The sequence below is a fragment of the Rothia sp. HMSC065G12 genome (assembly GCF_001811455.1).
Classification (GTDB): Bacteria; Actinomycetota; Actinomycetes; order Actinomycetales; family Micrococcaceae; genus Rothia; species Rothia dentocariosa.
This window is the reverse complement of the sequence record NZ_KV804792.1, coordinates 58405-83371: the sequence shown is the minus strand read 5'-3', so window position 1 is coordinate 83371 and position 24967 is coordinate 58405. Positions and strand designations below refer to the sequence as shown.

Annotated in this window: 25 protein-coding genes; 4 read left to right on the top strand and 21 right to left on the bottom strand. The window is 52.8% G+C overall.

The genetic code is table 11. From position 1 onward, the window contains the following. Window positions 1-5: 5 nt before the first annotated feature. From efeB to HMPREF2804_RS00300, 15 genes are all read right to left on the bottom strand, one after another. Window positions 6-1340, bottom strand: a complete 1335-nt coding sequence (gene efeB, locus HMPREF2804_RS00370) for an iron uptake transporter deferrochelatase/peroxidase subunit (protein WP_013398783.1) — start codon at window positions 1338-1340, stop codon at window positions 6-8. A 207-nt stretch (window positions 1341-1547) separates the two neighbouring features. After that, entirely contained in the window at window positions 1548-2888 is a 1341-nt protein-coding gene (efeO, locus tag HMPREF2804_RS00365) for an iron uptake system protein EfeO (RefSeq protein WP_070448398.1), read from the bottom strand. 43 nt (window positions 2889-2931) lie between these two features. Beyond that, window positions 2932-3918, bottom strand: coding sequence for an iron uptake transporter permease EfeU (gene efeU, locus HMPREF2804_RS00360; protein WP_004006292.1), 987 nt, complete (start codon window positions 3916-3918; stop codon window positions 2932-2934). A 277-nt stretch (window positions 3919-4195) separates the two neighbouring features. Further along, window positions 4196-4636 (bottom strand): (deoxy)nucleoside triphosphate pyrophosphohydrolase, encoded by a 441-nt coding sequence (locus HMPREF2804_RS00355; RefSeq protein ID WP_070448399.1) that lies wholly within the window; start codon window positions 4634-4636, stop codon window positions 4196-4198. A gap of 66 nt (window positions 4637-4702) precedes the next feature. After that, complete coding sequence (locus HMPREF2804_RS00350) at window positions 4703-5653, bottom strand: cation diffusion facilitator family transporter (protein ID WP_070448400.1); 951 nt, start codon at window positions 5651-5653, stop codon at window positions 4703-4705. A 65-nt stretch (window positions 5654-5718) separates the two neighbouring features. Next, window positions 5719-6627 (bottom strand): TrmH family RNA methyltransferase, encoded by a 909-nt coding sequence (locus HMPREF2804_RS00345; protein ID WP_246822535.1) that lies wholly within the window; start codon window positions 6625-6627, stop codon window positions 5719-5721. A gap of 204 nt (window positions 6628-6831) precedes the next feature. Then, window positions 6832-7212 (bottom strand): 50S ribosomal protein L20, encoded by a 381-nt coding sequence (rplT, locus tag HMPREF2804_RS00340; protein WP_004006288.1) that lies wholly within the window; start codon window positions 7210-7212, stop codon window positions 6832-6834. Window positions 7213-7325: 113 nt separating this feature from the next. Further along, a complete protein-coding gene (gene rpmI / locus HMPREF2804_RS00335; RefSeq protein WP_004006287.1) occupies window positions 7326-7520 on the bottom strand; it encodes a 50S ribosomal protein L35 in 195 nt (64 codons plus the stop codon). A gap of 168 nt (window positions 7521-7688) precedes the next feature. Beyond that, on the bottom strand, window positions 7689-8390 hold the full coding sequence (gene infC, locus HMPREF2804_RS00330) for a translation initiation factor IF-3 (protein ID WP_083297303.1): 702 nt from the start codon (window positions 8388-8390) through the stop codon (window positions 7689-7691). A 372-nt stretch (window positions 8391-8762) separates the two neighbouring features. Continuing rightward, on the bottom strand, window positions 8763-9191 hold the full coding sequence (locus HMPREF2804_RS00325; protein WP_070448402.1) for a DUF1844 domain-containing protein: 429 nt from the start codon (window positions 9189-9191) through the stop codon (window positions 8763-8765). 62 nt (window positions 9192-9253) lie between these two features. Further along, window positions 9254-9964, bottom strand: coding sequence for an SseB family protein (locus HMPREF2804_RS00320; RefSeq protein ID WP_246824079.1), 711 nt, complete (start codon window positions 9962-9964; stop codon window positions 9254-9256). A 187-nt stretch (window positions 9965-10151) separates the two neighbouring features. Further along, on the bottom strand, window positions 10152-10904 hold the full coding sequence (locus HMPREF2804_RS00315; protein WP_070448404.1) for a HisA/HisF-related TIM barrel protein: 753 nt from the start codon (window positions 10902-10904) through the stop codon (window positions 10152-10154). Between the two features lie 4 nt (window positions 10905-10908). Then, window positions 10909-11088 carry a hypothetical protein gene (locus HMPREF2804_RS00310; RefSeq protein ID WP_070448405.1) on the bottom strand — a complete coding sequence of 60 codons (180 nt, stop codon included), beginning with the start codon at window positions 11086-11088 and terminating at the stop codon, window positions 10909-10911. A 38-nt stretch (window positions 11089-11126) separates the two neighbouring features. Then, window positions 11127-11789 (bottom strand): imidazole glycerol phosphate synthase subunit HisH, encoded by a 663-nt coding sequence (locus tag HMPREF2804_RS00305; protein ID WP_070448406.1) that lies wholly within the window; start codon window positions 11787-11789, stop codon window positions 11127-11129. 296 nt (window positions 11790-12085) lie between these two features. Further along, window positions 12086-12718 (bottom strand): LysM peptidoglycan-binding domain-containing protein, encoded by a 633-nt coding sequence (locus tag HMPREF2804_RS00300; protein WP_070448407.1) that lies wholly within the window; start codon window positions 12716-12718, stop codon window positions 12086-12088. Window positions 12719-13177: 459 nt separating this feature from the next. Here HMPREF2804_RS00300 and lexA point away from each other — a divergent pair, with 459 nt between their 5' ends. Then, window positions 13178-13846 (top strand): transcriptional repressor LexA, encoded by a 669-nt coding sequence (gene lexA / locus HMPREF2804_RS00295; protein WP_048753103.1) that lies wholly within the window; start codon window positions 13178-13180, stop codon window positions 13844-13846. 103 nt (window positions 13847-13949) lie between these two features. After that, entirely contained in the window at window positions 13950-14318 is a 369-nt protein-coding gene (locus HMPREF2804_RS00290) for a VOC family protein (protein WP_070448408.1), read from the top strand. Between the two features lie 162 nt (window positions 14319-14480). Here the strand turns inward: HMPREF2804_RS00290 and HMPREF2804_RS00285 are convergent, their stop codons facing one another. Then, window positions 14481-16496 (bottom strand): ATP-dependent DNA helicase, encoded by a 2016-nt coding sequence (locus HMPREF2804_RS00285; protein WP_070448409.1) that lies wholly within the window; start codon window positions 16494-16496, stop codon window positions 14481-14483. A gap of 18 nt (window positions 16497-16514) precedes the next feature. After that, the gene (hflX, locus tag HMPREF2804_RS00280) at window positions 16515-18164 is read right to left on the bottom strand and encodes a GTPase HflX (RefSeq protein WP_070448410.1); all 1650 of its coding nucleotides are present in this window, start codon (window positions 18162-18164) and stop codon (window positions 16515-16517) included. 117 nt (window positions 18165-18281) lie between these two features. On the opposite strand from hflX, the gene HMPREF2804_RS00275 reads away from it, so the two are divergent. Then, complete coding sequence (locus tag HMPREF2804_RS00275; RefSeq protein ID WP_070448437.1) at window positions 18282-18911, top strand: class I SAM-dependent methyltransferase; 630 nt, start codon at window positions 18282-18284, stop codon at window positions 18909-18911. Between the two features lie 94 nt (window positions 18912-19005). On the opposite strand, the gene dapF is transcribed toward HMPREF2804_RS00275, so the two are convergent. The 3 genes from dapF to miaB form a co-directional block, all read right to left on the bottom strand. After that, on the bottom strand, window positions 19006-19944 hold the full coding sequence (dapF, locus tag HMPREF2804_RS00270; RefSeq protein WP_070448411.1) for a diaminopimelate epimerase: 939 nt from the start codon (window positions 19942-19944) through the stop codon (window positions 19006-19008). Between the two features lie 75 nt (window positions 19945-20019). Then, window positions 20020-20994 (bottom strand): tRNA (adenosine(37)-N6)-dimethylallyltransferase MiaA, encoded by a 975-nt coding sequence (gene miaA / locus HMPREF2804_RS00265; RefSeq protein WP_070626845.1) that lies wholly within the window; start codon window positions 20992-20994, stop codon window positions 20020-20022. Between the two features lie 56 nt (window positions 20995-21050). Next, window positions 21051-22568, bottom strand: coding sequence for a tRNA (N6-isopentenyl adenosine(37)-C2)-methylthiotransferase MiaB (gene miaB / locus HMPREF2804_RS00260; protein WP_048778725.1), 1518 nt, complete (start codon window positions 22566-22568; stop codon window positions 21051-21053). Between the two features lie 40 nt (window positions 22569-22608). On the opposite strand from miaB, the gene HMPREF2804_RS00255 reads away from it, so the two are divergent. Beyond that, window positions 22609-23931: a hypothetical protein gene (locus HMPREF2804_RS00255; RefSeq protein WP_246822532.1), complete on the top strand. Its 1323-nt coding sequence runs from the start codon at window positions 22609-22611 to the stop codon at window positions 23929-23931. A 1-nt stretch (window position 23932) separates the two neighbouring features. Here the strand turns inward: HMPREF2804_RS00255 and HMPREF2804_RS00250 are convergent, their stop codons facing one another. Then, a complete protein-coding gene (locus tag HMPREF2804_RS00250; protein WP_070448414.1) occupies window positions 23933-24940 on the bottom strand; it encodes a DNA glycosylase AlkZ-like family protein in 1008 nt (335 codons plus the stop codon). Between the last annotated feature and the right edge of the window lie 27 nt (window positions 24941-24967).

The following is a 24967-nucleotide window of genomic DNA, read 5'->3' as shown; positions in this document are numbered from 1 at the left end:
GAAGCTTAGTTAAAAAGTTTTGATGCTATAAAATCGTTCTCGTCTTTAACTCCTGCCGGAATAGCGAAGACCGCGCTCCCGGTATGCCGCAGATACTCACTCATAGCATCCGATGCCGTCATGGTACTGAGCAAAGGAATAAAATGCGTGCGAGGGTCACAGATAAAAGCGATAAAGAAGAGACCGGCATCCAGGTGCCCCAGCCCGTCAGAACCATCCGTGTAGTTATACCCACGACGAAGCATCTGCACCCCGTTGTTTTGGTCTGGGTGCATCAGGCGCATATGCGAATCATCGGGAATAATGGGACCGTATTTGCCCTTCATATTAAAATCCGGAGCGGTAAATTCTTCACCGCCTGACAGCGGCGCGCCTGTTACTTTGGTGCGCCCCACGATTTCTTCTTGTTCCCGTAGCCGGGAGCGGTCCCATGTCTCGATAATCATGCGGATGCGGCGTGCCGCAAGGTAGGTGCCGCCGTCCATCCAATCGGGGTGCCCCTCCGAATTAGATTTTGAAGCCCAGACATGCTTTTCCAACAACTCTGGATTCTGAACCTTAATATTGTTGGTACCGTCTTTGAACCCGAAGAGGTTGCGCGGGGTATCCTGCGTACTTGACGTGGATGCGGTACGCCCAAATCCGAGCTGGCTCCACGCTACAACGGCACGACCCGCAGCAATACGCACTAGGTTTCGGATAGCGTGAAAAGCCACCTGGGGATCATCAGCACAGGCTTGAATACACAGATCGCCGCCGCTTCGTTCGGGTTCTATGACATCCCCCGCCATCTTGGGAATGTCTACCAAGGCGGGCGGAAGTTTATCTTTAAACCCGTACGTATCTTTGCCTTCTGAATCCACGAAAAACGATCGCCCCAAGCCAAAGGTGATAGTTAGATGCCCAGCAGAAAGATCCATAGCTTCGCCTGTATCTTTTGGAGGTGCTTCATAGGAGGAGTCCTCCCCCACGATTTCTCCCGCCATGAGTTTACGCGATGCTTCTGACCATTCTTTAAAAAGCTTCTTAATCTCATCCTTCGATGTGGTTTTAAGAGTGAGAGCCGCAAAATACATGCGGTCTTGGGCATCTGTCGAGATACCACTTTGATGCTCACCAAAGAAAGAATATGAGTCTTTAACAGCAGACTTACCCGAGGCCTCAGCATTTTTTTGGTCTTCTGCGGAACATCCAGCAAGAGCGCCTACAGTTGCCACAGAGGCAGCCGCTATACCTGCGCCCGTCATCAGAGTCCGTCGACTGGTACCACGAGATACGTCTGACTGGTCAGCAGTGTGGGATTGCTGAACCTGTGTCGTGGGTGTCTTTTCTTCACGCATGAGATATTCTCCCTAAATATTTTGGAGATTATGTGACAACTGTGTGTCAGTTGAATATTTGAGAACCGACCGCCCGCAAGCGTCCCTGTATCCGCGATTATCTCGCGAATGTAGAAACGCTCACGGACGGCTCAGCGTCTAGGCAACATCTCCCAACGCCATCAATCCCCTGTGTGATCAGGATCTGTACGTTGAAATGCTGATACGTTACTTAGCTGTTGCCGATGAGGTACCTGCCGCTGGCTCAGAAGCATCCTGCGAAGCTCCAGCGGACGACTCAGATGACGCAGCCGGCTTCGACGAAGAAGTATCACCGCTCTTGCCCTCAGCGGACTCACCGCCTGCCACGGTCTCAGTCATCTGCGAGACAGGCTCTGCGAGCGCAGTCACGGCATCGGAGAGCTCACGGACTTCTTCTTTGCTCAGCTCGTTATAGGGTTTGAAACCGTCGTCCTGCTTGTACTTATCCAGGATCTTCTGCACGGCGTCGAATTTCTCTTGCAGAGTCTTGGCAAGTTCAGGGTTCTTCTTCTGCAGAATCGGCAGAAGGTTTTCGTAGTCCACCTTCGCACCGTCTACGTTACCCTGGAAATCGGAGAGGTCAGTGTGTGACCAGTTCTCTTCCTCACCGGTCAGTTTGGTGTTGACAACCTCATCCAAGAGCTCTTTCGCACCATTAGAGATCTGGAATGCATCAAGCTTAAACTTATCCGAATGCACGTAATCGTACAGCTCTTGGGTATCCTTCACGAGCGTTTCGCTGACTTGTTTACGTTCTTCAGTGGTGAGCGGCTTGTATTCTTTTCCGTCGTTGGCATCTGCCTTAGGCTGCCACAGGTCTTTCTCGATCTTGTGCCAACCGGTCCACTCCTGAATCTTACCTTCTTCGAGATCGGTTTCACGCGCATCCAGCTTGAGGTCTAGGGTCTCACCGTAGCTTTCCGCAATGGGCTCGATGCGCTCGTAATGTATACGGGCCGCCGCGTACTTAGCTTTTGCCTCCTCGTTCTTGCCCTCTTGGTAGAGCTTGGCGAACTCGTCAGTATCGGTTTTAAGCGCCTCGACCTGGTCTTTCACGTATGAAGAGTATTGCGTAACTGCGGTATCGCGCATAGCCTGCTCATCAGCAGAGATGGGCTGAGCGCTCTCGTTCTTGACAACTTTAAGATCACCCTTGATACCGTCGCCAACCATACCGGGCTTGCAGGCTGTCTTATACGAGCCTTCAGGAAGTTCAACAGTGAGATCACGAGAAAGGTTGGGACCAATGTTTTCGACCTCAGAAATAATGCGCAGTCCGTCGGAGCCTAGGACGTAGAACTCGGTCACTTTCGAGCCTTCGTTCTTTACCTTGAAGGTAACCTTACCAGCTTTAACTTCGGTGGCAGAAAGCTTGCACTCGGTATCGGTTGAAGTAACCGAGATGGAACCGTCAGCGGTTCCGCCAGAACCACCTGAGGCGTTATTCGCGCTATTGGGCGTGCACCCGGTCAGCGCAATAGCGCCGACTGACAGCAGGGCACCTGCGGAGTATAGGGACTTTCGCATTGTGTTTTCCTTTGTTCGGGGACAGAGAAATATGAAAAATCAGTTATCCGGCATCGGAAGTAGGGGTCTTAATACCTGCAGAGTTGGAGGAAGAAGCAGTTTCACCAGTGATTTTATTAGCCACCTTCGATACGTGCACCATGCCAGATGCTTGAGACGCATCAGCAGCTTTACGCGAAGGGGTATGACCTCGCTTTTGTTTCCAGAAGAAGAGGGGCATAACGATACCCACGTACAGCACCCACGCTATAGCTTCGACCCACGTGGTAGTGGTCGAAAGGTTAAAGACTGCTTTCAGGATCGTGGCAAGGAAGCCGCCCGGTTCGATAAAGTCTTGAGAAGCAAACGCGATATTATTCAGTCCCGGCAGTATTCGTGCTTCCTGTAGATCGTGAATACCATAGGAGAGTACACCAGCGGCAATAATAATGAGGAAGGCGCCGGTCCAGGTGAAGAACTTCGCAAGGTTGATCTTCATAACACCGCGCATCATAGCCCACGCAATGAGTACTGCCGTCAAAATACCGACAATGGCACCAATGACAGGAAGTACCGTGCCTATCTCAGTGCCTTGAGTAGCGGCGCGAGTGGCAGACCAGATAAAGAGCGTGGTTTCAAGACCTTCACGCCCTACTGAGAGAGTCGCGAGAACTATCACGGCCCATGAGCTAGTTTGAACCGCATCAAGTTTTCCGTGAAGTTCCGCAGAGAGGGCGCGAGCGTTTTCCGCCATCCAGAACACCATCCAGGTGACAAATCCAACCGCAATAATCGAGAGGGAACCGCCGATGGCTTCTTGGGCTTCAAAGGTCAGCGTTTCAGGCCCAAAAGTCAGAATTGCTCCGAAGATGAGCGAAACAGCGATGGCGGCTGCAACGCCAATCCAAATAGGTGGGAGAAGGTGATTACGCTTGGTCTTGTGCACATAGGCAATAAGAATACCCACGACAAGCGCGGCTTCTAGCCCTTCCCGTAAACCGATGAGGAAGTTACCAATGAATATTCCCCATGATTGTGCATCAAGACCCATAATTCGTCACCACGTTAGATTAGACAAAATTTCTTTTCTTTAATTTAACTCTAAAGGTTCCCTGGGTTACACACCCCATCAGGATCGTGTGAGACTTAGCACATCATAAGTGTAGTGTTGGGATAGGCATAGTTTACCTACAGAATGTCTGCATAATAACAAGGAACCCAACGCTTGTTCAGAAAGAAATATCCGTTAACCTTTCATTTTTTACAGAAATAACGGATACTTATGCCTTTACGCTCTGGAAATGCCTCACAAGACGCACCGTTATATTTCAGCTCTGATGGAGTATGCTCAGCAACTCCCGCACTATAGGCAAGTCGGCGGGAATCCAGGGTAAATCAAGAATATCTTGACCGCTCTGCTTCTTCACTGAAACCCATCGAAGTTCACGATGATCTTGGAGTGGTAAAGGCTCACCCCTGCTAATCTCGGCAAGGAACACCCGCATAGCAGCCTTCTCGTTTAAGACCCAGCCTTGCGGATGATCTCCCTGTACCTCAGAACCAATATGTACACTCACACCAAGTTCTTCTATCAGTTCACGTTCCAGCGCCTGCTCGCAAGATTCCCCCGGCTCAACCTTGCCACCCGGAAACTCCCATAAACCCGCAAGGGATTCGGGTGCAGACCGCTGCGCAACAAGCATCCAAGAGGGTGATTCAAGGCTGTCTACAATAGCAGCACCCACCACTTGAACGGAATATTCCGACATCTGTTCCTTTCGAGAATAAGCATTCCAGCAGACCAAGAAGATCTATAAGTCCGGGCTTTCTACCGGCTAATGGGATACGCTCGTGGAGTCCTGCGCTTTGGGACGGTAAACATCCGGCTCCAGATATATAACGCGTGCCGCCGGTACCGCCTCACGAATACGTTCTTCAGTTTTGTCGATCTCATTCGCAACGGTAATTCCCGTATCAGCATCATGAATGCGGATCTTAGCCGCAACTAAAATCTCTTCAGGTCCCAGATGCACAGTCTTAATATGAATAACACGACCTTGATCCCCGTTTTCGATTGCAGCACGAATTTTCGCGAGATCCTCCGGGGAAGCAGCCTCCCCCAGAATCAAAGACTTCATCTCAGAAGCAAGGAATATAGCAATAAAAACCAGAAGTATACCGATAGCCAAAGTTCCGGCGGCATCCCACAGACCGTTGCCAGTCAGCAAAGTCATCGACACACCGAAAAGAGCCAAGACCAAGCCAAAAAGTGCGCCCGCATCCTCCAGCAGAAGTACCGGAAGCTCCGGATTCTTTGAGGTACGCAAGAAACGAAGCCAGCTCTGCTGTCCTTTCATCTCGCGTGATTCTTTAATAGCAACACGGAATGAGTTACCTTCCAGGAGAATAGAACCTACAAGCACCGCAACCGGTACCCACTGCCATTCCGTAATTCCGTGCGGGTCATGCCATTTCTCGTACCCCTCGTAGAGCGCGAAGAGGCCACCAAGCGCGAAGATAATAATAGATACGATGAAGGCATAGATATAGCGGTTACGCCCGTAACCAAAAGGGTGCTCTTCGTCTGCTTCTTTTTGCGCTACTTTGCCGCCTACCAGCAGAAGTAATTGGTTACCCGAGTCTGCCACCGAGTGAATAGCCTCGGCCAACATTGAGGATGAACGGGTCAGAAGGTAGGCAATAAACTTAAGAACCGCGATGCCTAGGTTTGCGCCTAAAGCCGCAAAAATTGCGCCTGATCCGGTGTGATCAGAATGAGCGGACATTCTTTCTCCAATACATGTCTGTGTTTCAAAAGTTCTTATTTTATATGAGCCGCCGAGTCAGGAAGCTACTGAGTCTGGTGTTGTGCCATTGCCGAAGCATAGAGGCATATCGCTGCAGCAGTACCTACATTCAACGATTCGGCCGCGCCATACACTGGAACTGCAATGCGCATCGTAGCCGCAGATTTCTCCTCAGCACTAAGCCCTTGAGCTTCATTTCCAAAAAGCCACATAGTAGGACGAGAAAGGTCAAACGCACCTTTTACCCCCGCCGGAGCTTCACCGTCAAGACCAGCGCGAAGAACTGCCGCGTGGTCAATAAGGTCTTGAAGATTTACAGTACCGTACCCATCGGCGGCAAGCACAACGGTTCCCTGAGATTTTACATCCTCGGCAAATTCTTCCAGCTCAACACCTTGAATAATGGGAACGTGAAAGAGAGAACCTGCCGTTGAACGTACTGTCTTGGGGTTATAAAGATCAACCGACCCCTTCGTGGTGATAACGAGATCGGCCCCTGCCGCATCCGCCACACGCAGAATAGTACCAGCATTCCCAGGGTCCTGAATCCTGGATAGTACAGCGATAAGTTTAGGGTTGAGAGCGTTTTCACCCCATAAGACAGAGAACGAAGTATCCACCATGAACGAAATGGCAATAATACCTTGCGGGGTTACGGAATCCGCCATAGCCGCCAAGACTTCATCGGTCACGACACGCATAAAGACACGGCGGCCTTCCTCAGGTGTAGGGGTACCGTGCGCTTGTTCCAGAAGTTCAGCAATATCGGGGTGACGCTCATAAGCATTTTCCGTAACATACACGGCGTCTAACAACGGCGATTGCAGATGAGCTTTCAGCGCCTCACGCACGGCTTGGGGTCCTTCGACCATGAACTGTTTTTTCTTGATACGACCACGACGAGTGCTCAGCTTGGCGATGTCACGTACACGATCAGCATACGGATTCGACATCACGGTTGGGGAACTTATGCGTTCTAGAAAATTCACCCTTTAAGGGTACAGGCAAAAGGTAACCGATGCGCTCCCCCGCGCACACTGAAGTGGGGCTGCGTTTTACAGGATTTCTATGTAAGTAAAAAACGGTCGCCGTCATGAGACACGGCGACCGTTTACGCTTTAATACCCGCACTGCTGCAGGTATTACCTGGCTCTCAGTTACGCTTTAGGAGCCGAGGTATCCTCAGGTAGGTTTTTCTTAGCGATCTCAACCAGAGCATTGAAAGCTGCTGGCTCGTTCACAGCGAGCTCAGCCAGCATACGGCGATCAACCTCAACACCGGCAGCCTTAAGGCCCTGAATGAAACGGTTGTAGGTCAATCCCTGCGCACGGGATGCAGCGTTAATACGCTGAATCCAGAGGCGACGGAAATCGCCCTTCTTCTTACGACGGTGGTCGTAACTGTATACGAGCGAGTGGGTGACCTGTTCCTTAGCCTTACGGTACAGGCGCGAACGCTGACCGCGGTAACCGGATGCACGATCGAGAATAGTACGGCGCTTCTTGTGCGCGTTAACCGCGCGCTTCACACGTGCCACGTGTGTCTCCTTCGTCTTATGTCCTGAACGGCCATCATGTTATACCGTGCAGGAGCGAGTCTTGGTCTGTGATGCGGGTTTTCCCGCTTCTCTAGGCGAATTGTAAGCGTAGCTTACTTACCCAGCATCTTCTTAACAACCTTTGCCTGGCCACCAGTAACAATCTGGTCGGATGCCAGACGACGGGTCAGACGAGAGGACTTGTGCTCCAGGTAGTGGCGGCGGTTCGCCTGCTGGCGCTTAACCTTGCCGCTACCGGTGAGCTTGAAGCGCTTCTTAGCACCAGAGTGGGTCTTCTGCTTCGGCATAGCTGCCGTTCTCCTTACATTCATCCCCGCGCGAGCGGAGTAGCTTGAGGGGGAAGAGTGCCCTCCCCCAAGGACGAATTACGATCGGGGATTAACCCGCCGCACCGAACCCAAAGTTCAAGGACGCCACCTCAACGAGGGGCGCCCCCAAGCTGTGTTTCGGCTCTATTACTCGGCTGAAGCCTGAGCTTTCAACTCGGCAGGCATAGCATCTGCCAATGAGTTACTAACGGGCTTCGCCGTAGTCGTGTCGAGACGCTCGCGACCCTTGCGGTTGCTTGAGTTCTGTCCACGGCGCACTTCTGCTTTACCGCGAAGCGGTGCCAGAACCATCACCATGTTGCGTCCATCCTGACGAGGACGAGACTCAATAGTACTCACCTCAACCAGTTCTTCTGCCAAACGCTCAAGCAGACGCACACCCATCTCGGGGCGCTGCTGTTCACGACCTCGGAACTGAATCATGGCCTTGACTTTATCCCCACCGGTCAAGAAACGACGAGCGTGCCCAACCTTGGTTTCATAGTCATGGGTATCAATCTTCAGCCGGAAACGGATTTCCTTCAGAACGGCGTTAACCTGTTTCTTGCGGGATTCACGAGCCTTGACCGCAGCTTCGTACTTGTACTTACCGTAGTCCATGAGCTTACAAACGGGCGGTTTCGCGTTCGGGGCAACCTCGACAAGGTCGAGTTCGGCATCCTCAGCAAGACGCAAGGCATCTTTAAGAGGAACAACGCCTACCTGCTCGCCACCGGGGCCAACAAGTCGGACCTCCGGAACGCGGATACGATCGTTTATGCGTGGTTCGCTAATGAGTAGCTCCTGTGCTCTGTGGGTTTCCCCGTGAATATTATCCGTGGCGAGCACTAAAAAAGCCCTCGCCGTTTACAAGCGAAGGCACACATCGAATACCGAAAATTCGGTTATCTAACCCGTCTGCCTCATACCATATGTGGGCGGATGCGGGTGGGAGTATACTCCACTTGCAAACAATACACTAGTCTACCGGGTTTATAGCTAATTCACAAGAAAATGCCAAGAAGGATAACCTTCTTCGTTATATTCCCGTTTTATCCCTGTGAAGCCGGTCAGTCAGCCCAGTAAACCTGCCGTGAGGGGCAGCTACGACTATGCGCATTACGCTACCCCGCACAAGGCAAAATCTTATCTGAAAACCTGTGTGGTGAACATATGAAGATTTACATTCATGGATCGTTCAAGGTACTTCAGCACGCAGAATTAGTACACAGGACCGGTAAATTTCTCGCCAGGCCCCTGCCCCGGCTCATCTGGGATTGACGATGCTTCCCGAAACGCCAGCTGTAACGTCCGCAGCCCATCACGCAGCGGGGCGGCATGCTGCGAACCAATTTCTGGAGCCGCCGCCGCCACAAACCCCGCCAATGCAGTAATAAGTTTGCGTGCCTCATCCAAGTCCTGTAACTCCGCAGCATTATCTTCGGCAGCCAGACCGCATTTGACGGCTGCAGCGCTCATGAGATGGACAGCCGCAGCACCGATAATCTCAACGGCTGGCACATCGGCAATATCCCGCATCTGTTCACTAACGGCATGCATTTGTTCATCAGTTAGCTCTGTACCGCCGTGTACAGGTACAGATTCATTTGATGATGCGCCAAATTGAAAACTATTCGTTATATTACTCATGGTTCTAGAATCTCACACTCTCTAAAGTTCACCAAGACATCATCAACTGAGCCTACACAAATCTATGAAGCAGAAAGAAGCTTAATCTGCACAGAATCAACCACCTGTGACATAAGGTCGCTGCTCGCCAGACTCCGCTGAAAATCCTGAATTACCATATTGAGCTGTTCGCGGGTAAGTCCGGGAAGAACAGCAAGTTTAATCGCAAGTTCAGGACCGGCACCTCCGCCCCTTAGGATCTTCCCCGTGCCTGTGCGTGCCTGTACGCCATCACCAGTATCACACTGAATATCTACCAGAGCGGGTTGTGTAGAGATAAGGCGCTTTAGTTCATTTAGTACCTCGTCGTTGAGATACGAAGGGATCCACTGTTTCCCCTGCGCCAAAGACCAAACAGCGGGGCGACGTACCACAAAGGTGAGGTTCTGACCAGGATTCACAACGATGAGTTGGTTATCATCTTCCACAGCACTCAATGCCGTTTTACGCATAGAGGCTGCAACCGGGCGAGCCTGCGGGTGCCACTGCATCAAAGCATCAACACTCGTAAAAACAGGAAGAGCTTTTCGACCATCTGGAGCCTGCAGGCTGACTAATGCCATGTCAGCTTCTTTATCAGACACCAGACCATCATGGGTTATATGAGCTTGTGAAAGCTGAGCAACAATCGGAGCAAATATTCGCACTTCACTCAACGCTTCAACAACTGCTACCTCATCAACTTCATCAGCTTCAAAAGAGGTCAGAACCCGGGCTAAACCTGGGTTCGTCAAGCCATCGTCTCCATAGTATTGATGGGTTTGTGACGTTCCCTCTCCTAGGTTCCTCCCTTTCCAGGGCTGTCCGCCAGTATCAGTTTGCCTCCCAGCGCTGCGCAATTGAGCCGCAATATGCTCTGGCAACGCGCGCCGTGCAGCTGCACGCTTTTGGGGTTCAGACAGATTCCGTTGTTCTTGTGGGTTATGAGGCATCATCATTAGCCGCCTTAAGAGCTTCCTCAAAAGTAAAATTGCCGACGTACAGCGCCTTCCCTAGGACAAGACCTTCCAAGCCCTGATTCGTCAGCGCACGAAGAGTACGAATATCTTCCAGAGAAGCAACACCTCCCGAAGCCACAACGGGATGCTCAGTGAGACTGAGAACTTCACGAAGCAGCTGTAGCCCAGGCCCTGAGAGAGCACCATCTCGGCTTACATCTGTCACAATATACCGGCATGCTCCCGCAGTTTGCAGCCATCGCACTGTGTTATGCACGGAATCGCCACACCATGCGGTCCCACGTGCTACAACGGTTCCATTGCGAGCGTCCAAACCCAGAGCTATCCGCTCACCATAGTGCCCTAGTGTTTTCTCTAACCATGCCGGATGCTGCAGCGCCGCCGACGTCACATTGATGCGATCGGGTTCAAGACTCAAGGCGAATTCCAAAGAACGTTCATCTTTAACACCGCCACTGACCTGTATTTTGATAGGATTCTGAGCTGTCGCACGAACTCGATCAATAACCTCTCGAAGGATGCAGGTGTTGTTACCACGACCAAACGCCATATCCAGATCAACAAGGTGAATCCATCGTGCCCCCGCGCGGCACCACGATAGAGCCGTTTCCACTGGATCTGCACCCTCACTCTGTTGGGAGAGGCGACCGCCTACGGGACGCACTGCACGCCCCTGAGCAATATCGACTGCGGGAAGAAGTTCTAGAGTACCCATATTCTTATCCCTGTGACCCGTATACGAAAGTTACATATGCCCCGTACCCAAAGAGGACTAAAGCAATAATCCACAGCACAATCTGCGCGCCAAGAGATATGCCCTGTTTACGGAAAGATATACCCCCACCGGCAAAGAATGCCCCAACAGTCATAAGAATAAGTCCGGAGTATAGAGGTGACATGTGATGCTCCTTCGCAGTTTTTCGTAAAATTTATGATGCTACAAACGGTTCATGACGGGAAGATGCGCAACCCAGCGGCGAAGAAATTCTTCACCTGCAGCACCCGAAGCTACCGGACAAAATTGAATTGCTGTGAGAGGACCGTTCTCGACAGCTGCAATATAACGCGGATCTGCATCAGTCCAACTGACAGCAGGCGGCTCCATATAGTCTATACTCTGGTCAAAATCCCAGGTAAACACGCCATCCTCTGCCTTGAAATTCAAGGGTTCAGGAAGATCCTGTAAAAATTTACTGGACGCAGCAGCCTCAACCCTATAGTGTCCTCGATGAGCCCCAGCGGTGGCCAGATCTTGTGCAGCACCCGGCCACTCTCCTAGTGCAGAAATATCAAGGTCTCCAAGCTCTGGGTTCACGGTTCGGATAATTTCAAACAGCATCCCAAAACCAGCCCCGGCAACGAGGACAGGACGGCCGCCTGCAACGCGCCTGCCAAGCACCCGATCACCGTGGAGTTTCCGCACAGCCTCGTATGTTTCGAGAGATTTCTTATGGCCAGCAATCACCATACCATCAGCGTCTCGTAGAGAATTGAGATCTGTGGTAACGAACGCTTGGGCACCGACGCGCTCGCACGCTTGCTGGAGCTCGCTATATGTGCCAAATTCGCCAAGTATAGCTACGGTGGGACGTGTGGGCATAGAGACTCCTTAGTTCCGCTCCCACCGGATTCCAGACGAGCAACCGGGCGAGCATACAAATGTCATGTATTCTAGGGTACAAACTCCAAGGTTTCTGCCCCTAATCTCACGCTATCATCGCATACCGCATGTTACGTCGCCTGTATTGAGCACCATATGTCCATAAAAGGGCCCTACGCGATATAGGTCCCTTTCAAAGCCACCAGTCGCAAATTAGTCATGAGAACAAAGAATGCGGAATAGTTATAATAAGCGCACATCCAGTCACGTTTTCTAGATAGCAACTATGACTGCTATCACACATTTGGGACTTCTAGACGCTGCCCGACTTTGACAGTTGAACCCTGCAGATCATTAAGTTTACTGATCTGCACCATGGTGTCGCGTGGATCAGTCTTCGGGTCTACCTCTTGTGCAATATCCCAGAGCGTATCTCCAGATTGAACGGTCACGTACCGGGTTCCTGCGCCTTGAGAATTATTTCCAGCGTTTGCTGTATGCGGCGATATAAGAATGAGCGCCCCAAGAACGACAAGGGCCGCCAGCGTTATCAGCGGAATGCCAAAAACCCAATTTTTCAGAGCCCTAGAGCAATGCATAGCACGTGTGAAAAATGAGGGATTGCGCATATTAACCACCGGCACACCTTTAAGTTTTTCTGGAACCCGCCGCTGTCCGCTTGATGTTTTACCGTTTACGCTCTGCTGAGTCTGAGAGGAAGATGTGACGTTCACTTTCTGTGGTGTAGCTGAGAATGAAGTCTCGTATACAGCACGTGATTGGGAAGAAGTCAGCCGAGGATGCGACATACGGGAACGGCGTGATGAAGCATAGTGTGAACGTGTTTGATAAGAGTCCTGTCGAACACGAGCTGGGTGAATAACGGTTAACCCCGCCGGAATTCGGGAGGAAGAAGTAGCCGCTGCCATAGTATTTTCCTTTCCGCTGGTGTGTGACCAGTTCATATCCTCGCCGTTACACACCATTCTCAGCGCTCATAATGCGGTTGGCATGAGTTCATATTCTTGCAGAAAGCACATATTTTGCTTTCGGATTCTCTCAAGATGCTCTAGAAATACCGAAGTACTTCGAAGACCGATAATCCCTGCATAGCAAGAGCTTGAACTAGAACACCCCACCGAAAAACCTCAACTTTTATCGAATATGTCTTCCGTAGACACCAACTATATCGAATCTAGTTTCGATAGTCTAGTAGAAAGTTACTAAATATTTCTTCGATTATATTCGAGGATCATAGAATATTTGTTTGAAGTTTTCCCTCTGATGCTTTAGACTGAGAACGAGACGGTTCATCGTTATGCCTACCTGGATCCAGTCAATGTTCTAGGAACCATAGCGTGCGCAAATAGTTAGAAAGAAGGCTCCGCATGACACCCGAAGCTCAGCGCCCTCCGCTGACTCCACGTCAGCAGAAAATTTTGGATGCGATTCGTACAGAAATCGAGCAGAAGGGATACCCCCCTTCGATGCGTCAGATTGGCGATATCGTTGGATTGGCTTCACTTTCTTCGGTGACTCATCAGCTCGGTCGTCTTGAGAAGATGGGATATATTCGCCGCGATCCAAAACTACCGCGTGCCATCGAGATTCTTGACGATATAGAGTCTGAGGGCGCTTCAGCCCATTTTCCGGAGCTGCCTACATTTGAGGTGAGCGATGAGGATATGGTTCCCGTGCCCCTCGTAGGTCGCATTGCTGCTGGTGGTCCTATTACGGCTGAGCAATCCGTTGAGGATGTTCTCTCTCTCCCCCGCCAGCTCGTGGGCAGTGGGAAGCTTTTCATGCTTCGCGTCAAAGGGGATTCGATGATTGACGCCGCCATATGCGACGGTGACTGGGTTGTTGTACGTGAACAACACACCGCCGATAATGGAGACATTGTTGCGGCTCTTCTTGACGACGAAGCGACCGTCAAAGTATTCCGCCAAGTAGATGGTCATACCTGGCTACTCCCCCGAAATTCCCAATATGAGCCCATACTCGGCGACCGCGCCACGGTGATGGGTAAAGTAGTTTCTGTTCTGCGAAGCATCTAACGGGGACCTTCTGACCTGCGCGCGTTTTTCTCAAAAGACACAACGCTAGAGGTTCCGTTCCTGCGTATTCAGCCGTCCCATGTCCAGAAGGAATAACAGCACAATGATTGACCGTGAGATCGTTTTTGTTGTCTATGTATCGGATATCGAGGCCTCAGCGTCCTTCTATACGAGCCTTCTAAATCTTGAAGTCAGTTTTACCTCACCACGCTATGTCACCATGGATTTAGCACCGGGAGTCTCGCTAGCGTTGTGGACCGGAGCAAGCAATGCTCTTCATGAAACTTCAATACGTACCTCTGAGGTATGTATAAATCTCAAGGGTTCCGATGCAGAAATCCTCACGCAGTACCAAGCCTGGGTGGAACAAGGGGTTGTCATATTGGAAGAGCCCCATCGTGACGTATTTGGGATGACTTTCGTAGCAAGTGATCTAGATGGGAACCGTATCCGAGTTGCCCCGATAGACTAACTAGTTACTATAGGCAGCCATAAGCGCACAATGCACCAGGTAGGGTACCGTCGAACGGTACCCTACCTTTCTCACATTACATCTATGGACGCTTCGCTACGTTTATGTCTCGGCACCAGTACCGGAATACAACGTGCATTAAGCCCGCGTATCTTATTGCTTTTAGTCAATACTCTGATAGAGCCGTTCTAAAGCACCCAAAACAACATTCTTATCCTGGGTGGTCCAAAGGTTAGGCATCGCCCGCATCAGGTACCCACCGTATCGCTGAGTCGCCAGCCTAGAGTCAAGGATTGCTACTACCCCGCGATCGTGCACGGAACGTATCAATCGCCCTGCCCCCTGAGACATGCGGATTGCCGCATGATATGCCGAAACAGCCATAAACCCATTCCCGCCTTTTTCTGCCACGGCACGGGTACGCGCTTGAGCGAGCGGATCGTCTGGGCGCGGGAACGGTATACGGTCCATCAGTACCAGACGACAGGAGTCTCCGGGAACATCCACTCCCTGCCAAAGGCTCATGGTGCCGAAAAGACAAGCATTTATATCTTCAGTAAACTCCTCGACAAGAGCCCGCAATGAGGACTCTCCCTGCAAGAGAATATTCAAATCCGTGTGCTGACGTACATATTCAGCCGCCTGCTCGGCACCTCGCTTCGACGAGAATAACCCCAGAACCCCACCACCAGAAGCTTCACATAATTCGCGTAATCGTTCGAGCTGCTGAGGATTCACGCCAAAGCTCGGTTTGGGCAAGTCGGAAGCCACGTACAGAATTCCCTGCCGTGGATAATCAAAAGGAGAGCCCACATCAAGACCTTCCCAGCGCGGAGCCTGCGGCCCAGCCAGTCCCAGGGAGCCGGCTACTGCATCGAAGGATTCCCCCACAGTAAGCGTTGCGCTCGTAAGAATAACGGTACGATCCTCAAAAAGCCCCTCACGTAAACGGCTTCCGATATTCAAAGGAGCAATGTGGAGTGTGGCGGGATCCTGATCGGAAGCTGCGGTATATCGTCCGTTTTCCCAACCGCCCTGGCGTGATAACCACAGCACTTCGCGATGTTCGGTAGACTCCAGCATGCGCGTTGCGGCATCGTGTACCTCAGAGACACGTGAACGAGCCATCTGAAGCCCGGCATCCGCCTCTTTATTGTCGCTCTTAGAGTCGGAAAGCGCCGCCCGTGCGGCATCGGCTACAGCCGCGAGTGCGTTCAGAAGTCGCCCTTCGAGCCTTTCTATCAAGCCCTCAGAAACACCTTCACATGCGGTTTCTAAAGAACCGGCGGCTTGTTCGAGCGCGCTGGAGTCTGCTTTGGAGCTCTTGCGGATATCGCGAGCGGCACGCCTGATTAAGGAAGCAGAAAGGGAATCCGTCACCGCACCGGTCACGCGGTCTGCAAGCTCATGCGCCTCGTCAATAATAGCGATATCGTGTTCGGGAAGTACACCTAAACCTTCAAAAGCGTTGATGGCAAGCAGCGCATGATTAGTAATCACGAGATCGGCTTCATATGCTTCTTGGCGCGCCCGCTCACTAAAGCACTCCTCAACGAGGGGGCAGCGTTTTCCCAAACACTCTGAGGCGCTCACAGATACCTGCGCCCAGGCACGATCCGATACACCGGGTTTAAGTTCGTCGCGGTCACCGGTTTCGGTTTTTTCCGCCCATGACCTGAGCCGCAGCACCTCTTCACCGATGCGAGACGTACTATGCTGAGGCATGTCGAAGAGGGTATCGGGTTCCTCTTCGGGGTATCCGCCGTCGAGTTTGTGCAGGCATAGATAGTTGTTCCTGCCCTTGAGGATTGCGACCTGATTTTCAGATTCGGGCTCAGAAGAGAGTGCCTCCATAAGTTTTGGAAGGTCTCGTTTTACGATCTGCGCCTGGAGGGCCAGGGTTGCGGTCGCCACAACAATGGGTTTTGTGCTTACACCCGCATGATGCAGGGCTGGCACCAAATACCCGAGGGATTTACCGGTTCCGGTGCCTGCCTGCACGAGGAGATGCCGCTCAAGGTCGAAAGCCTGCGCAACATGGGCTGCCATTCTACGTTGTCCGAAGCGTTTTTGCCCGCCCGTTTTTTCAATCACATGATCGAGCAAATCTAACACGGGTTTTGCACCGGGCAGAGTTTCAAGCTCCATCCCGGTGGGCGCAGTAATATTATCGGTCATGGGGTGCTCACGCTCTCATCACGCGAGTTCACAGACGTTTTCGGGTTCAGAGGCAGAGTCTTGAAGCTCCAATTCAAGCACTTCAAGGAGCTCGCCGTCGATCACATAGTCAGAGAGTTCTGCGGCAACATCCTCACGCACCAAAGCGGTGACAAAGGTTCCATCTGAGACAAACGCAGTACTTTTAATCTCAGCGTCCCAAGCATGAAGACGGGAAATAACTTCACCGTGGTTATAGGGGATCAGTAATTTAACTTCAAGCGATGGCCGCGGAATTGTATCCGCAATCTTCTGCTTGAGTTCGTCAATGCCCTCCCCTGTGCGCGCCGAGACGATGACGTGGTTCGGTTCGCGCTGTCGCATGCGTTCGAGGATAAAGGGATCAGCCGCATCCGCTTTATTGAGCACAATAATCTCGGGTATACGGCGAGCATCTAAATCTGCGATAACCTCACGCACGGCGCGAATCTGCCCCTCAGGGTCTGGGTGAGATGCGTCTACCACATGCAGAATCACGTCTGCATCGGCTACCTCTTCGAGTGTGGAACGGAATGCTTCCACGAGCTGGGTGGGCAACGAACGCACGAATCCTACAGTGTCCGAAAGCGTATAGCCGATGCCGTCCGGAGTCTGTGCTTTACGCACGGTCGGATCCAGGGTTGCGAAGAGAGCGTTTTCCACCAGAACACCGGCATCGGTCAGACGATTCAGCAACGACGACTTACCTGCGTTCGTATACCCCGCGATAGCGACCGAGGGTACCCTGTTGCGTTTACGGCTTAGGCGTTTTGTCTCACGTGCGGGCGCCATAGCGGCTATTTCGCGCTTGAGCTTTGCCATGCGGGCACGTAGACGGCGGCGATCCATCTCGATTTTGGTTTCACCAGGTCCGCGTGAACCAATGCCTTCACCGGATGCTGCACGCCCGCCTGCCTGGCGTGACAGAGACGCGCCCCAGCCGCGCAGACGCGGGAGCATGTATTCGAGTTGGGCAAGTTCGACCTGTGCTTTGCCTTCACGAGACTTCGCGTGTTGAGCGAAGATGTCTAGAATCAGGGCGGTACGATCGATCACTTTGACTTTGACAATATCTTCGAGGGCTCGTCGTTGTGAGGGTGCTAATTCAGAATCGACGATCACGGTATCGGCACCGGTTGCCTCAACAATGTCTTTGAGTTCGAGGGCTTTTCCGGAGCCAAGAAAAGTTCCGGGGTCTGGTTTGAGGCGGCGCTGAACTAGCCCGTCCAGCACTTCAGATCCTGCAGTTTCGGCGAGTGCGGCGAGTTCTCGCAGGGAGTTCTCGGCATCTTCGACGGTTCCTTCGGTCCATAGCCCGGCGAGAACCACGCGTTCTAGGCGCAGCTGACGGTATTCGACTTCGGTCACATCATCGAGCTCGGTAGAAAGCCCGGCGACTCGGCGTAATGCGCGGCGTTCGGCGAGGTCTTCCTGCTCGCCGTCAAATTCTGAGTGTTCCCGCTGATTATCGGAAATTTCTCGGGCACGGGTATCGAGCACGCGGCGTTGTGCGGTGCTACCGGTGCTTTCGGGGTAGATAGTGGTCTGTGCCGCTGCGTCTGCATGACCCAGGACTCGTTCTACGGTTCGGCGTAGCTGCTCATCACTGGGCAACTTTTCGCTGGAAAAAGAGGTATCTGTTAATTTCATATGTTCCTCTATTTTAGCGGTCGCATGCCACAGTTGTCGCGGTTTTCGGTTATCTCTCGCTGTGGGCGCATCAGCGTAGCAGCGATGATGCGGAGCGCATCCGGGTACACTGGATTCATGAGCGAACAGCATTATTTTTCCTCGTCTCCCGAAGCCGAGTTCAAACCTCGAAGGGTTCAGGTTGAGTTGGCGGGTCGTCAGGTTTCCGTGACGACCGCGAACGGTATTTTTAGTCCTTCGGGAATAGACAAGGGAACTGCGGTTCTTTTCGCGCAGGTACCTGAGCCGCACGGAAAATATATGCTCGATATTGGATGCGGCTGGGGACCCATCACATTATCTTTAGCTATGCTTGCTCCGCAATCTGAGGTTTATGGGATTGACGTCAATTCCCGGTCGCTTTCGCTCACGGAACAGAATGCCCGCGCTTTGGGGCTGCATAACGTCTCGGTGAGCACCCCCGATGAGATAGATCCCACATTACGTTTCGATACTATCTGGTCCAATCCTCCGATTCGCGTAGGTAAAGAGGTTCTGCACAATATTCTGCTCACGTGGCTTCCGCGGCTAGCCCCCGGCGGTGCTGCCTATCTGGTGGTTCAAAAGAATTTGGGTTCTGATTCCCTGCAAAAATGGCTGGATGCACAGCTCACCGAACGTTTTGGATCCGAGTTTTCGGTATCTCGATATGCCATGTCGAAGGGTTTCCGTATCTTGGAGGTTGTACGTTCTTCCAAAGGTTCTTAAAGGCTTCAGGTGGATGCTTACGCGATAATGCCCGTCAGCTTCTCCGCCTCAGAAGAAGGCTGACGGGCATAAGTTCTCAAAACTCCTTCGTAGGTTAGTGGAGCTCAATCTTGGCAACCGTCTGAGCTGGCCCTGCTAGAACGACGTGTTCTAGGTCGTCGGGGCCTAGGACGAAGGTTACTGCGAGCGTGCCGCCGGGAACATGAACCAGCCATTCATCGGGCGCCTCTTCGCCGCCCCAAAAACGGGTTGCCGCAGCGGCCGCGCATGCGCCAGTCCCGCAGGATAGAGTCTCACCCACGCCGCGTTCGTATACGCGCATCCTGATGGCTCCAACGTTTTTATTCTCGTCGGATGTTTCTAGATCAACCGGAACCACAAACTCAACGTTAGTCCCTTTTTCGGGTGCTGGATTTACCTGTGGCTGGCTGTTCAGATCGAGTCCGTCCAACTTGCCTTCCTGACCCAGCATTACCACGGTGTGGGGGTTACCCATCGAAATCGACAGACCGGCTCGGGGAGTCATCAGCCCACGCGCCGAAACATGCGAATCTTCACCACTTTCGCGTGCTGTGTCTCCGTGGATAAAACTCCACGGACCCATATCAATAGCATATCCTTCTTCAGTGCGCGCCACGATTTTGACGCCGCCTCGCGTAGCAATCTTGACGGTCTCACCCACTTCAAGGTCAATCATTCCCTCAGTACGCAAGTAATCGACGAAGGCACGCACACCATTCCCGCACATTTCGGCGATCGAGCCATCACCATTGCGGTAATCCATAAACCAGATAGCGTCTGGATACTCTTCCAGCATATTCTGCCCGGTCCTGAAATTTTCGGTATACGCTGCACGGATAAAGCCGTCAGCACCGATTCCAAAATGACGATCGCAGACACGCGCGATGAGGTCAGCATCGAGCGGGATCTCAGAGGCTGGGTCGGTCAGAAATATAAAGTCATTACCCGTTCCATGCCCCTTTGTCAGAGTACGCCCGGCTAGTTCTCCCCACGTGGATACGCCATCGGTCATGCTTGTTCTCTACCCTTCGTTCTTCGTGACTAAATCTCTGTAAATTCTACCGGTTTACCGCAGAGGATGCGCTGCTTAAGCGGGTTTCGGTCCTTTACAGCCTTGGCTCGCCTGATGCACGACCTCATGCGCTTGGCTGAGCAGGTTCTTCGATTCGGCGTCAAACCAGTGTACGCGGTCGTCCCCGCGAAACCAGGTTATCTGACGACGCGCAAATTGTCGGGTTGCCGTCGCGGTGTCTTCGATCGCATCGTGCAGAGTATACGTCGCGCTCAACGCGGGGGCGGGGGCGGTATTCTGCGCATCCAAAACCTTCAAAAACTGGGCGTACCCGATGGCACGTGAGGCGGTCTTTCCCTCGCGTAGACCATGCTGTTCCAGCGTTCGTACTTCATCTAAAAGCCCTGATTCCGCCATGTTCACCACCCGCCGGTACAGGCGTTCGTGCAGACGCTTACGATTCATATCCAGCCCAATCTGTATGGCGGGTGAGACATATTCGCGTACTGGCATAAAGGCAGAAAAGGGACGCCCCGTCACCTCAAAAACTTCGAGGGCACGGATAACGCGCCGTTCGTCGTGAACACGCGCCGCAGAGTCAGGATCGACCTGAGCCAGGCGTGTGCGCAAAACACCGATCCCCTGCTGGGCGGCTTCCTGCTCCAGCCGAGTCCGTACTGCCGAATCCGTGCCGGGAAATTCGAGTTTATCGAGAGCCGCCCGAACATAGAGGCCAGATCCGCCCACCAGAATAGGGTACTTACCGCGCGCTCTAATATCCGCAAAGAGCTGCCGGGCTTGATGCTGAAATTCTGCTACCGAGGCTTCCTGCGTGATATCCAAAATATCGAGCAGATGGTGAGGAACCCCCTGCATTTCCTCAGCGGTAATCTTAGCAGTTCCGATATTCATACCGCGATAGAACTGCATAGAATCCGCGTTCACACATTCACCGCCAAGATGCCGGGCAAGAGCAATTGCAAGCGCACTCTTACCGGTACCGGTGGCACCGACAATAGCGACAATAGGAGGCTCTAAGGGGTACGTCATGGGTCTATTGTACGGGTCTACATATAATATGAGACCGCGCGCACGCCCTACGGTATCTAGGATTTAGGCCCAATAGTGGGCATGCCAAGCCCCACCGGACCGCCCGAAACCTGAGTAGTTCCGGCGCCGCAGGATTCGGCCTGTGAACGGTCCCAGGCATCCCCGGCTCGGGTGCGGCGAAGCTGATACTGCTCAGCGGTGGGATCTGAAATCAGATGGAACGACCCTGCCTCAGTGATAGGAACGGTCACCATATCTCCGGGGCGAGGCTCTTCGCACCCGGCAGGTACTGAGAAGTGCACGAGGCGCTGATCCGGTCCGCGGCCCGCCAGACGATGCGTCTGCTGCGCTTTACGCCCAGACTCGGCGACAACCATCAGCTCAACGGTTTTACCCAACTGTTTACGGTTCTCTTCGCCCGCAATACGGTCCTGCAGGGCCACTAGGCGTTCGTAGCGCTCTTGCACAACATCTTTTGGAATCTGGTTTTCCATAGTCGCCGCCGGGGTGCCGGGACGAATTGAGTACTGGAAGGTAAACGCTGATGAGAACCGGGCCTGCTCCACCACGCGCAGCGTATCCTGGAAGTCTTCTTCACTCTCACCGGGGAACCCCACGATAATATCGGTGGTAATGACAGCGTGCGGAATGCGCTCGCGCACCTTCTCTAAAATACCCAAGAATTTCTTGGATCGGTATGAGCGGCGCATGTCTTTGAGCACCTTATCCGATCCCGATTGAAGCGGCATATGCAGAACAGGCATGACGTTCGGGGTTTCTGCCATCGCTTCTATCACATCGTCGGTGAACATAGCTGGATGCGGTGACGTGAACCGTACTCGTTCCAGCCCCTCAATATCACCGCAGGCGCGCAATAGTTTGGAGAATGCCTGACGGTCCCCAAATTCCACGCCGTAGGAGTTCACGTTCTGTCCAAGCAGAGTTACTTCGATCGCACCGTCATCGACGAGCGCCTGAACTTCGGCAAGGATATCGCCAGGTCGGCGGTCTTTCTCTTTACCGCGCAGTGACGGCACGATGCAGAAGGTACAAGTGTTGTTGCATCCTACGGAGATTGACACCCAGCCCGAGTACACATGATCGCGTTTCGTGGGTAGGGTCGAGGGGAACACCTCAAGCGATTCGAGCAGTTCCGCCTGCGCTTCGTGATTGTGGCGGGCGCGTTCAAGGAGTGTGGGGAGCGAGCCAATATTGTGGGTGCCGAACACGACATCTACCCAAGGGGCTTTTTCGATAATAGTGTTCTGGTCTTTTTGGGCCAAGCATCCGCCTACAGCAATTTGCATGCCTTCGTGGCGCCGCTTCACGGAGGCCAACTGTCCCAAATGCCCATAGAGACGATTTGATGCGTTCTCGCGCACCGCGCATGTGTTAAACACCACGAGGTCGGGTTCTTCCCCCTCGGCAGCGCGTACATACCCGTTCGCTTCTAGCAAACCAGACATACGTTCAGAATCGTGAACGTTCATTTGACAGCCAAAGGTGCGAACTTCATAGGTTCGGGGAGTTTCGGCGGACGTTGCGGATTCAGCAGAAAAATCATTTAGGGTCATGCTCACGCCATTAGGGTAGCGGATGGTGGATAATGGCTCTATGCAGGTATCCCTTAGTAATTCTTCCGGCCAATATCCTGAGGATCCCCTCGCGACTATTCTTGAGCGCGCCATCGCGGAATACCACCCCGCGCCCACGCACTCCCCTGCCGACTCCGAGGCGTTCCGGGCAAGTGTTCTCAAAATACTTTCGTGGGCTGCAACCCTACCGGCTATCGGAGATCGGATTCCGCTCTCGCTGACGATTCTCTCAACCGGAATGCGCTCGGTAGTGCTGCGAGTACGCTATGGATCTAACCCGCATACACCCTGGCAGCCCGAATCTGTCATCTTAAAGCGTTATCGCCGCGGAGACTCGGCGACTAACGCAGGCGGTTTTGGATACCTTCGGGAAAAATACGGTGCAGTTGCCCTGGATGAGATGGTTCCAGATATCTACCCTGCCCTCTACGGTGTTGATGATGATCTACGCTGCTTAGCACTCGAAGACGTGGTCTTTGAAGGGTCGGTACCCGTTGCAAACTCCCTCATAGCTGATACCTCCACGCAGCTTTTCAACCAGAATAATACGGCACGCGCTTTTGCGGCTTACGCGGCAGTGTGGGGTGAATTTGCTCGGCAGGGAATTTTTGACGACACCGTCGATCAATATCGCGCATCGCTCGCGAAGGCCGACCGCAGGGCACAGTTCCCGGGGGCGATGCCCTCCCCGAAACTTGCCGAGAAGGGGCTTCAACGCCTATATCCCGATCTCCCAGCAGAACGGAGCGAAGATGCCGAAGAACCTACAAACGATCTCCAAGAACTAATCTTCCGGTTCCATCGCATCACTCAGCCATTTTTCCTCAAACGCCCGCCGGTACCCGAACAGTTTAAACGTAGCCGCGGGCAGGTCTATATGCTCTCGTCGGGAGATTTTTCGCCGCATAACGTGCTGTACTCCCCGGCCGATACGGCACCTTCTCGCGGTATCGGCACCCGCGCCTTTGATACGGAGGGAACCTGTATTCACCATCGCGGATTCCCTTTTGTGGAGGCGATGCTCGGGTTTCCCTCGTCGCCCCAGTACCCGCTTTACCGGGTAGATAGGGAACAGGAGCTTCCTAAATTTTATACGGTCCTCTTCGGTGAAATACCTTTAGATGCCAGGCTTGCAGAAGACATCGCGGTGTGCGCAGCTATTACGGTGTGTACGCTTTTGGAACTTTACGCCGACGGAACTCGGGCGCGGGTTCTTCCCCGCATCTGCCGCCAGGGTGTTGAGCTGATGCGCATCCTGCTTACTCTTGGGAACACTCAAGACCCCGCGCTTTACGATCTCATCCAGCGCCTTGGCGATTACGGTAAGAACCTCGAAAAGTAGATTAGACGGCACGTCCAGTTGCCTCACCGGCGGCAAGCGTAAAATCCCAACTAATTCCGTTCCAGGTGAGAACCTGCGGACGCAGTTCCTCACGCAATGCAAAACTCTTATCGGCATATCCCAGCAGATACTCATCGAAGGCTGGGAGAATAAGCTTGCGATTAAGAGCAACTTTGAGTTCCGAGTCGGTAATGCCTTCTTGCCAGGAACCTATCGCATATTCTTGTCCACCCAGCACAATAGTCTGGGTACGGCGAGCATGTTCAAATGCATACCGGGCATCGGTTATCGTAATTCCAGCCCACCAGCTCAGGTCCTCGGCAGTCACCGGCCCGTGACCGCATATATAACGTGTACCCAGCTCAGCCAGCGCCTGTTGTCGCTCGTATTTTGTGCGGGGCACAGGTATGGAGTCGCGGTGCACGAAGCTTTCCTCTTTCCCCTGAAGCGGCCCTTGAAGAACCGTACCCTCACCGCCGTAGAGCCGAATGAGGTGACTACGTCGCGAACTTGGTCCGCTATAGCCGCATTCATCCAAAATGGCGTAGAGGTCAGTACGGGTGAGCGGCTCAAGATAACCGCGAGTTTGTAAAGCTTCATGAAGATGTTTACGCCAACGTTCGAAGTCTTTGAGCGTAAAGTTACATTGACGCATATAGGCGGGCTGAGGCTTCGCGCCTCGGCCGGCGACAGCAGCATACAGCGAATCTGCACTATTGAGAGTCAAAAAGTGGAGTGTCCCGCGCATGGGCCACGAACGCACAATGCTGTAGTCGTGAATGCCTTCAAGAACTGTGTCAGTACTGCACCCAGCTCGTAGCGCAATGGCGCGCACACCGGCGTTATAGTTTTGCCCCTGAACAGCGTAGAGATGATTTAACACATGTATCGGGGCGCTTGTCTCTTGGTACAGAGTGTCAGCGTCTACACCTATACCACGATGCGCTGCACTTGGAGCGAGGAGCTGAGCGATCATACGCCTGGCACGAAGTTCTTGTAACGGCTGCATAGATTACCTCTTATCTGTTGCTGGATC

Excerpts from the sequence above, each read along its gene's own strand:
- efeB (WP_013398783.1), bottom strand. The coding sequence starts at position 1,340 with ATGCGTGAAGAAAAGACACCCACGACACAGGTTCAGCAATCCCACACT.
- efeO (WP_070448398.1), bottom strand. The coding sequence starts at position 2,888 with ATGCGAAAGTCCCTATACTCCGCAGGTGCCCTGCTGTCAGTCGGCGCT.
- efeU (WP_004006292.1), bottom strand. The coding sequence starts at position 3,918 with ATGGGTCTTGATGCACAATCATGGGGAATATTCATTGGTAACTTCCTC.
- HMPREF2804_RS00355 (WP_070448399.1), bottom strand. The coding sequence starts at position 4,636 with ATGTCGGAATATTCCGTTCAAGTGGTGGGTGCTGCTATTGTAGACAGC.
- HMPREF2804_RS00350 (WP_070448400.1), bottom strand. The coding sequence starts at position 5,653 with ATGTCCGCTCATTCTGATCACACCGGATCAGGCGCAATTTTTGCGGCT.
- HMPREF2804_RS00345 (WP_246822535.1), bottom strand. The coding sequence starts at position 6,627 with ATGTCGAATCCGTATGCTGATCGTGTACGTGACATCGCCAAGCTGAGC.
- rpmI (WP_004006287.1), bottom strand. The coding sequence starts at position 7,520 with ATGCCGAAGCAGAAGACCCACTCTGGTGCTAAGAAGCGCTTCAAGCTC.
- HMPREF2804_RS00325 (WP_070448402.1), bottom strand. The coding sequence starts at position 9,191 with ATGAGTAATATAACGAATAGTTTTCAATTTGGCGCATCATCAAATGAA.
- HMPREF2804_RS00315 (WP_070448404.1), bottom strand. The coding sequence starts at position 10,904 with ATGGGTACTCTAGAACTTCTTCCCGCAGTCGATATTGCTCAGGGGCGT.
- HMPREF2804_RS00310 (WP_070448405.1), bottom strand. The coding sequence starts at position 11,088 with ATGTCACCTCTATACTCCGGACTTATTCTTATGACTGTTGGGGCATTC.
- HMPREF2804_RS00305 (WP_070448406.1), bottom strand. The coding sequence starts at position 11,789 with ATGCCCACACGTCCCACCGTAGCTATACTTGGCGAATTTGGCACATAT.
- HMPREF2804_RS00300 (WP_070448407.1), bottom strand. The coding sequence starts at position 12,718 with ATGGCAGCGGCTACTTCTTCCTCCCGAATTCCGGCGGGGTTAACCGTT.
- lexA (WP_048753103.1), top strand. The coding sequence starts at position 13,178 with ATGACACCCGAAGCTCAGCGCCCTCCGCTGACTCCACGTCAGCAGAAA.
- HMPREF2804_RS00290 (WP_070448408.1), top strand. The coding sequence starts at position 13,950 with ATGATTGACCGTGAGATCGTTTTTGTTGTCTATGTATCGGATATCGAG.
- HMPREF2804_RS00285 (WP_070448409.1), bottom strand. The coding sequence starts at position 16,496 with ATGACCGATAATATTACTGCGCCCACCGGGATGGAGCTTGAAACTCTG.
- hflX (WP_070448410.1), bottom strand. The coding sequence starts at position 18,164 with ATGAAATTAACAGATACCTCTTTTTCCAGCGAAAAGTTGCCCAGTGAT.
- HMPREF2804_RS00275 (WP_070448437.1), top strand. The coding sequence starts at position 18,282 with ATGAGCGAACAGCATTATTTTTCCTCGTCTCCCGAAGCCGAGTTCAAA.
- dapF (WP_070448411.1), bottom strand. The coding sequence starts at position 19,944 with ATGACCGATGGCGTATCCACGTGGGGAGAACTAGCCGGGCGTACTCTG.
- miaA (WP_070626845.1), bottom strand. The coding sequence starts at position 20,994 with ATGACGTACCCCTTAGAGCCTCCTATTGTCGCTATTGTCGGTGCCACC.
- miaB (WP_048778725.1), bottom strand. The coding sequence starts at position 22,568 with ATGACCCTAAATGATTTTTCTGCTGAATCCGCAACGTCCGCCGAAACT.
- HMPREF2804_RS00255 (WP_246822532.1), top strand. The coding sequence starts at position 22,609 with ATGCAGGTATCCCTTAGTAATTCTTCCGGCCAATATCCTGAGGATCCC.
- HMPREF2804_RS00250 (WP_070448414.1), bottom strand. The coding sequence starts at position 24,940 with ATGCAGCCGTTACAAGAACTTCGTGCCAGGCGTATGATCGCTCAGCTC.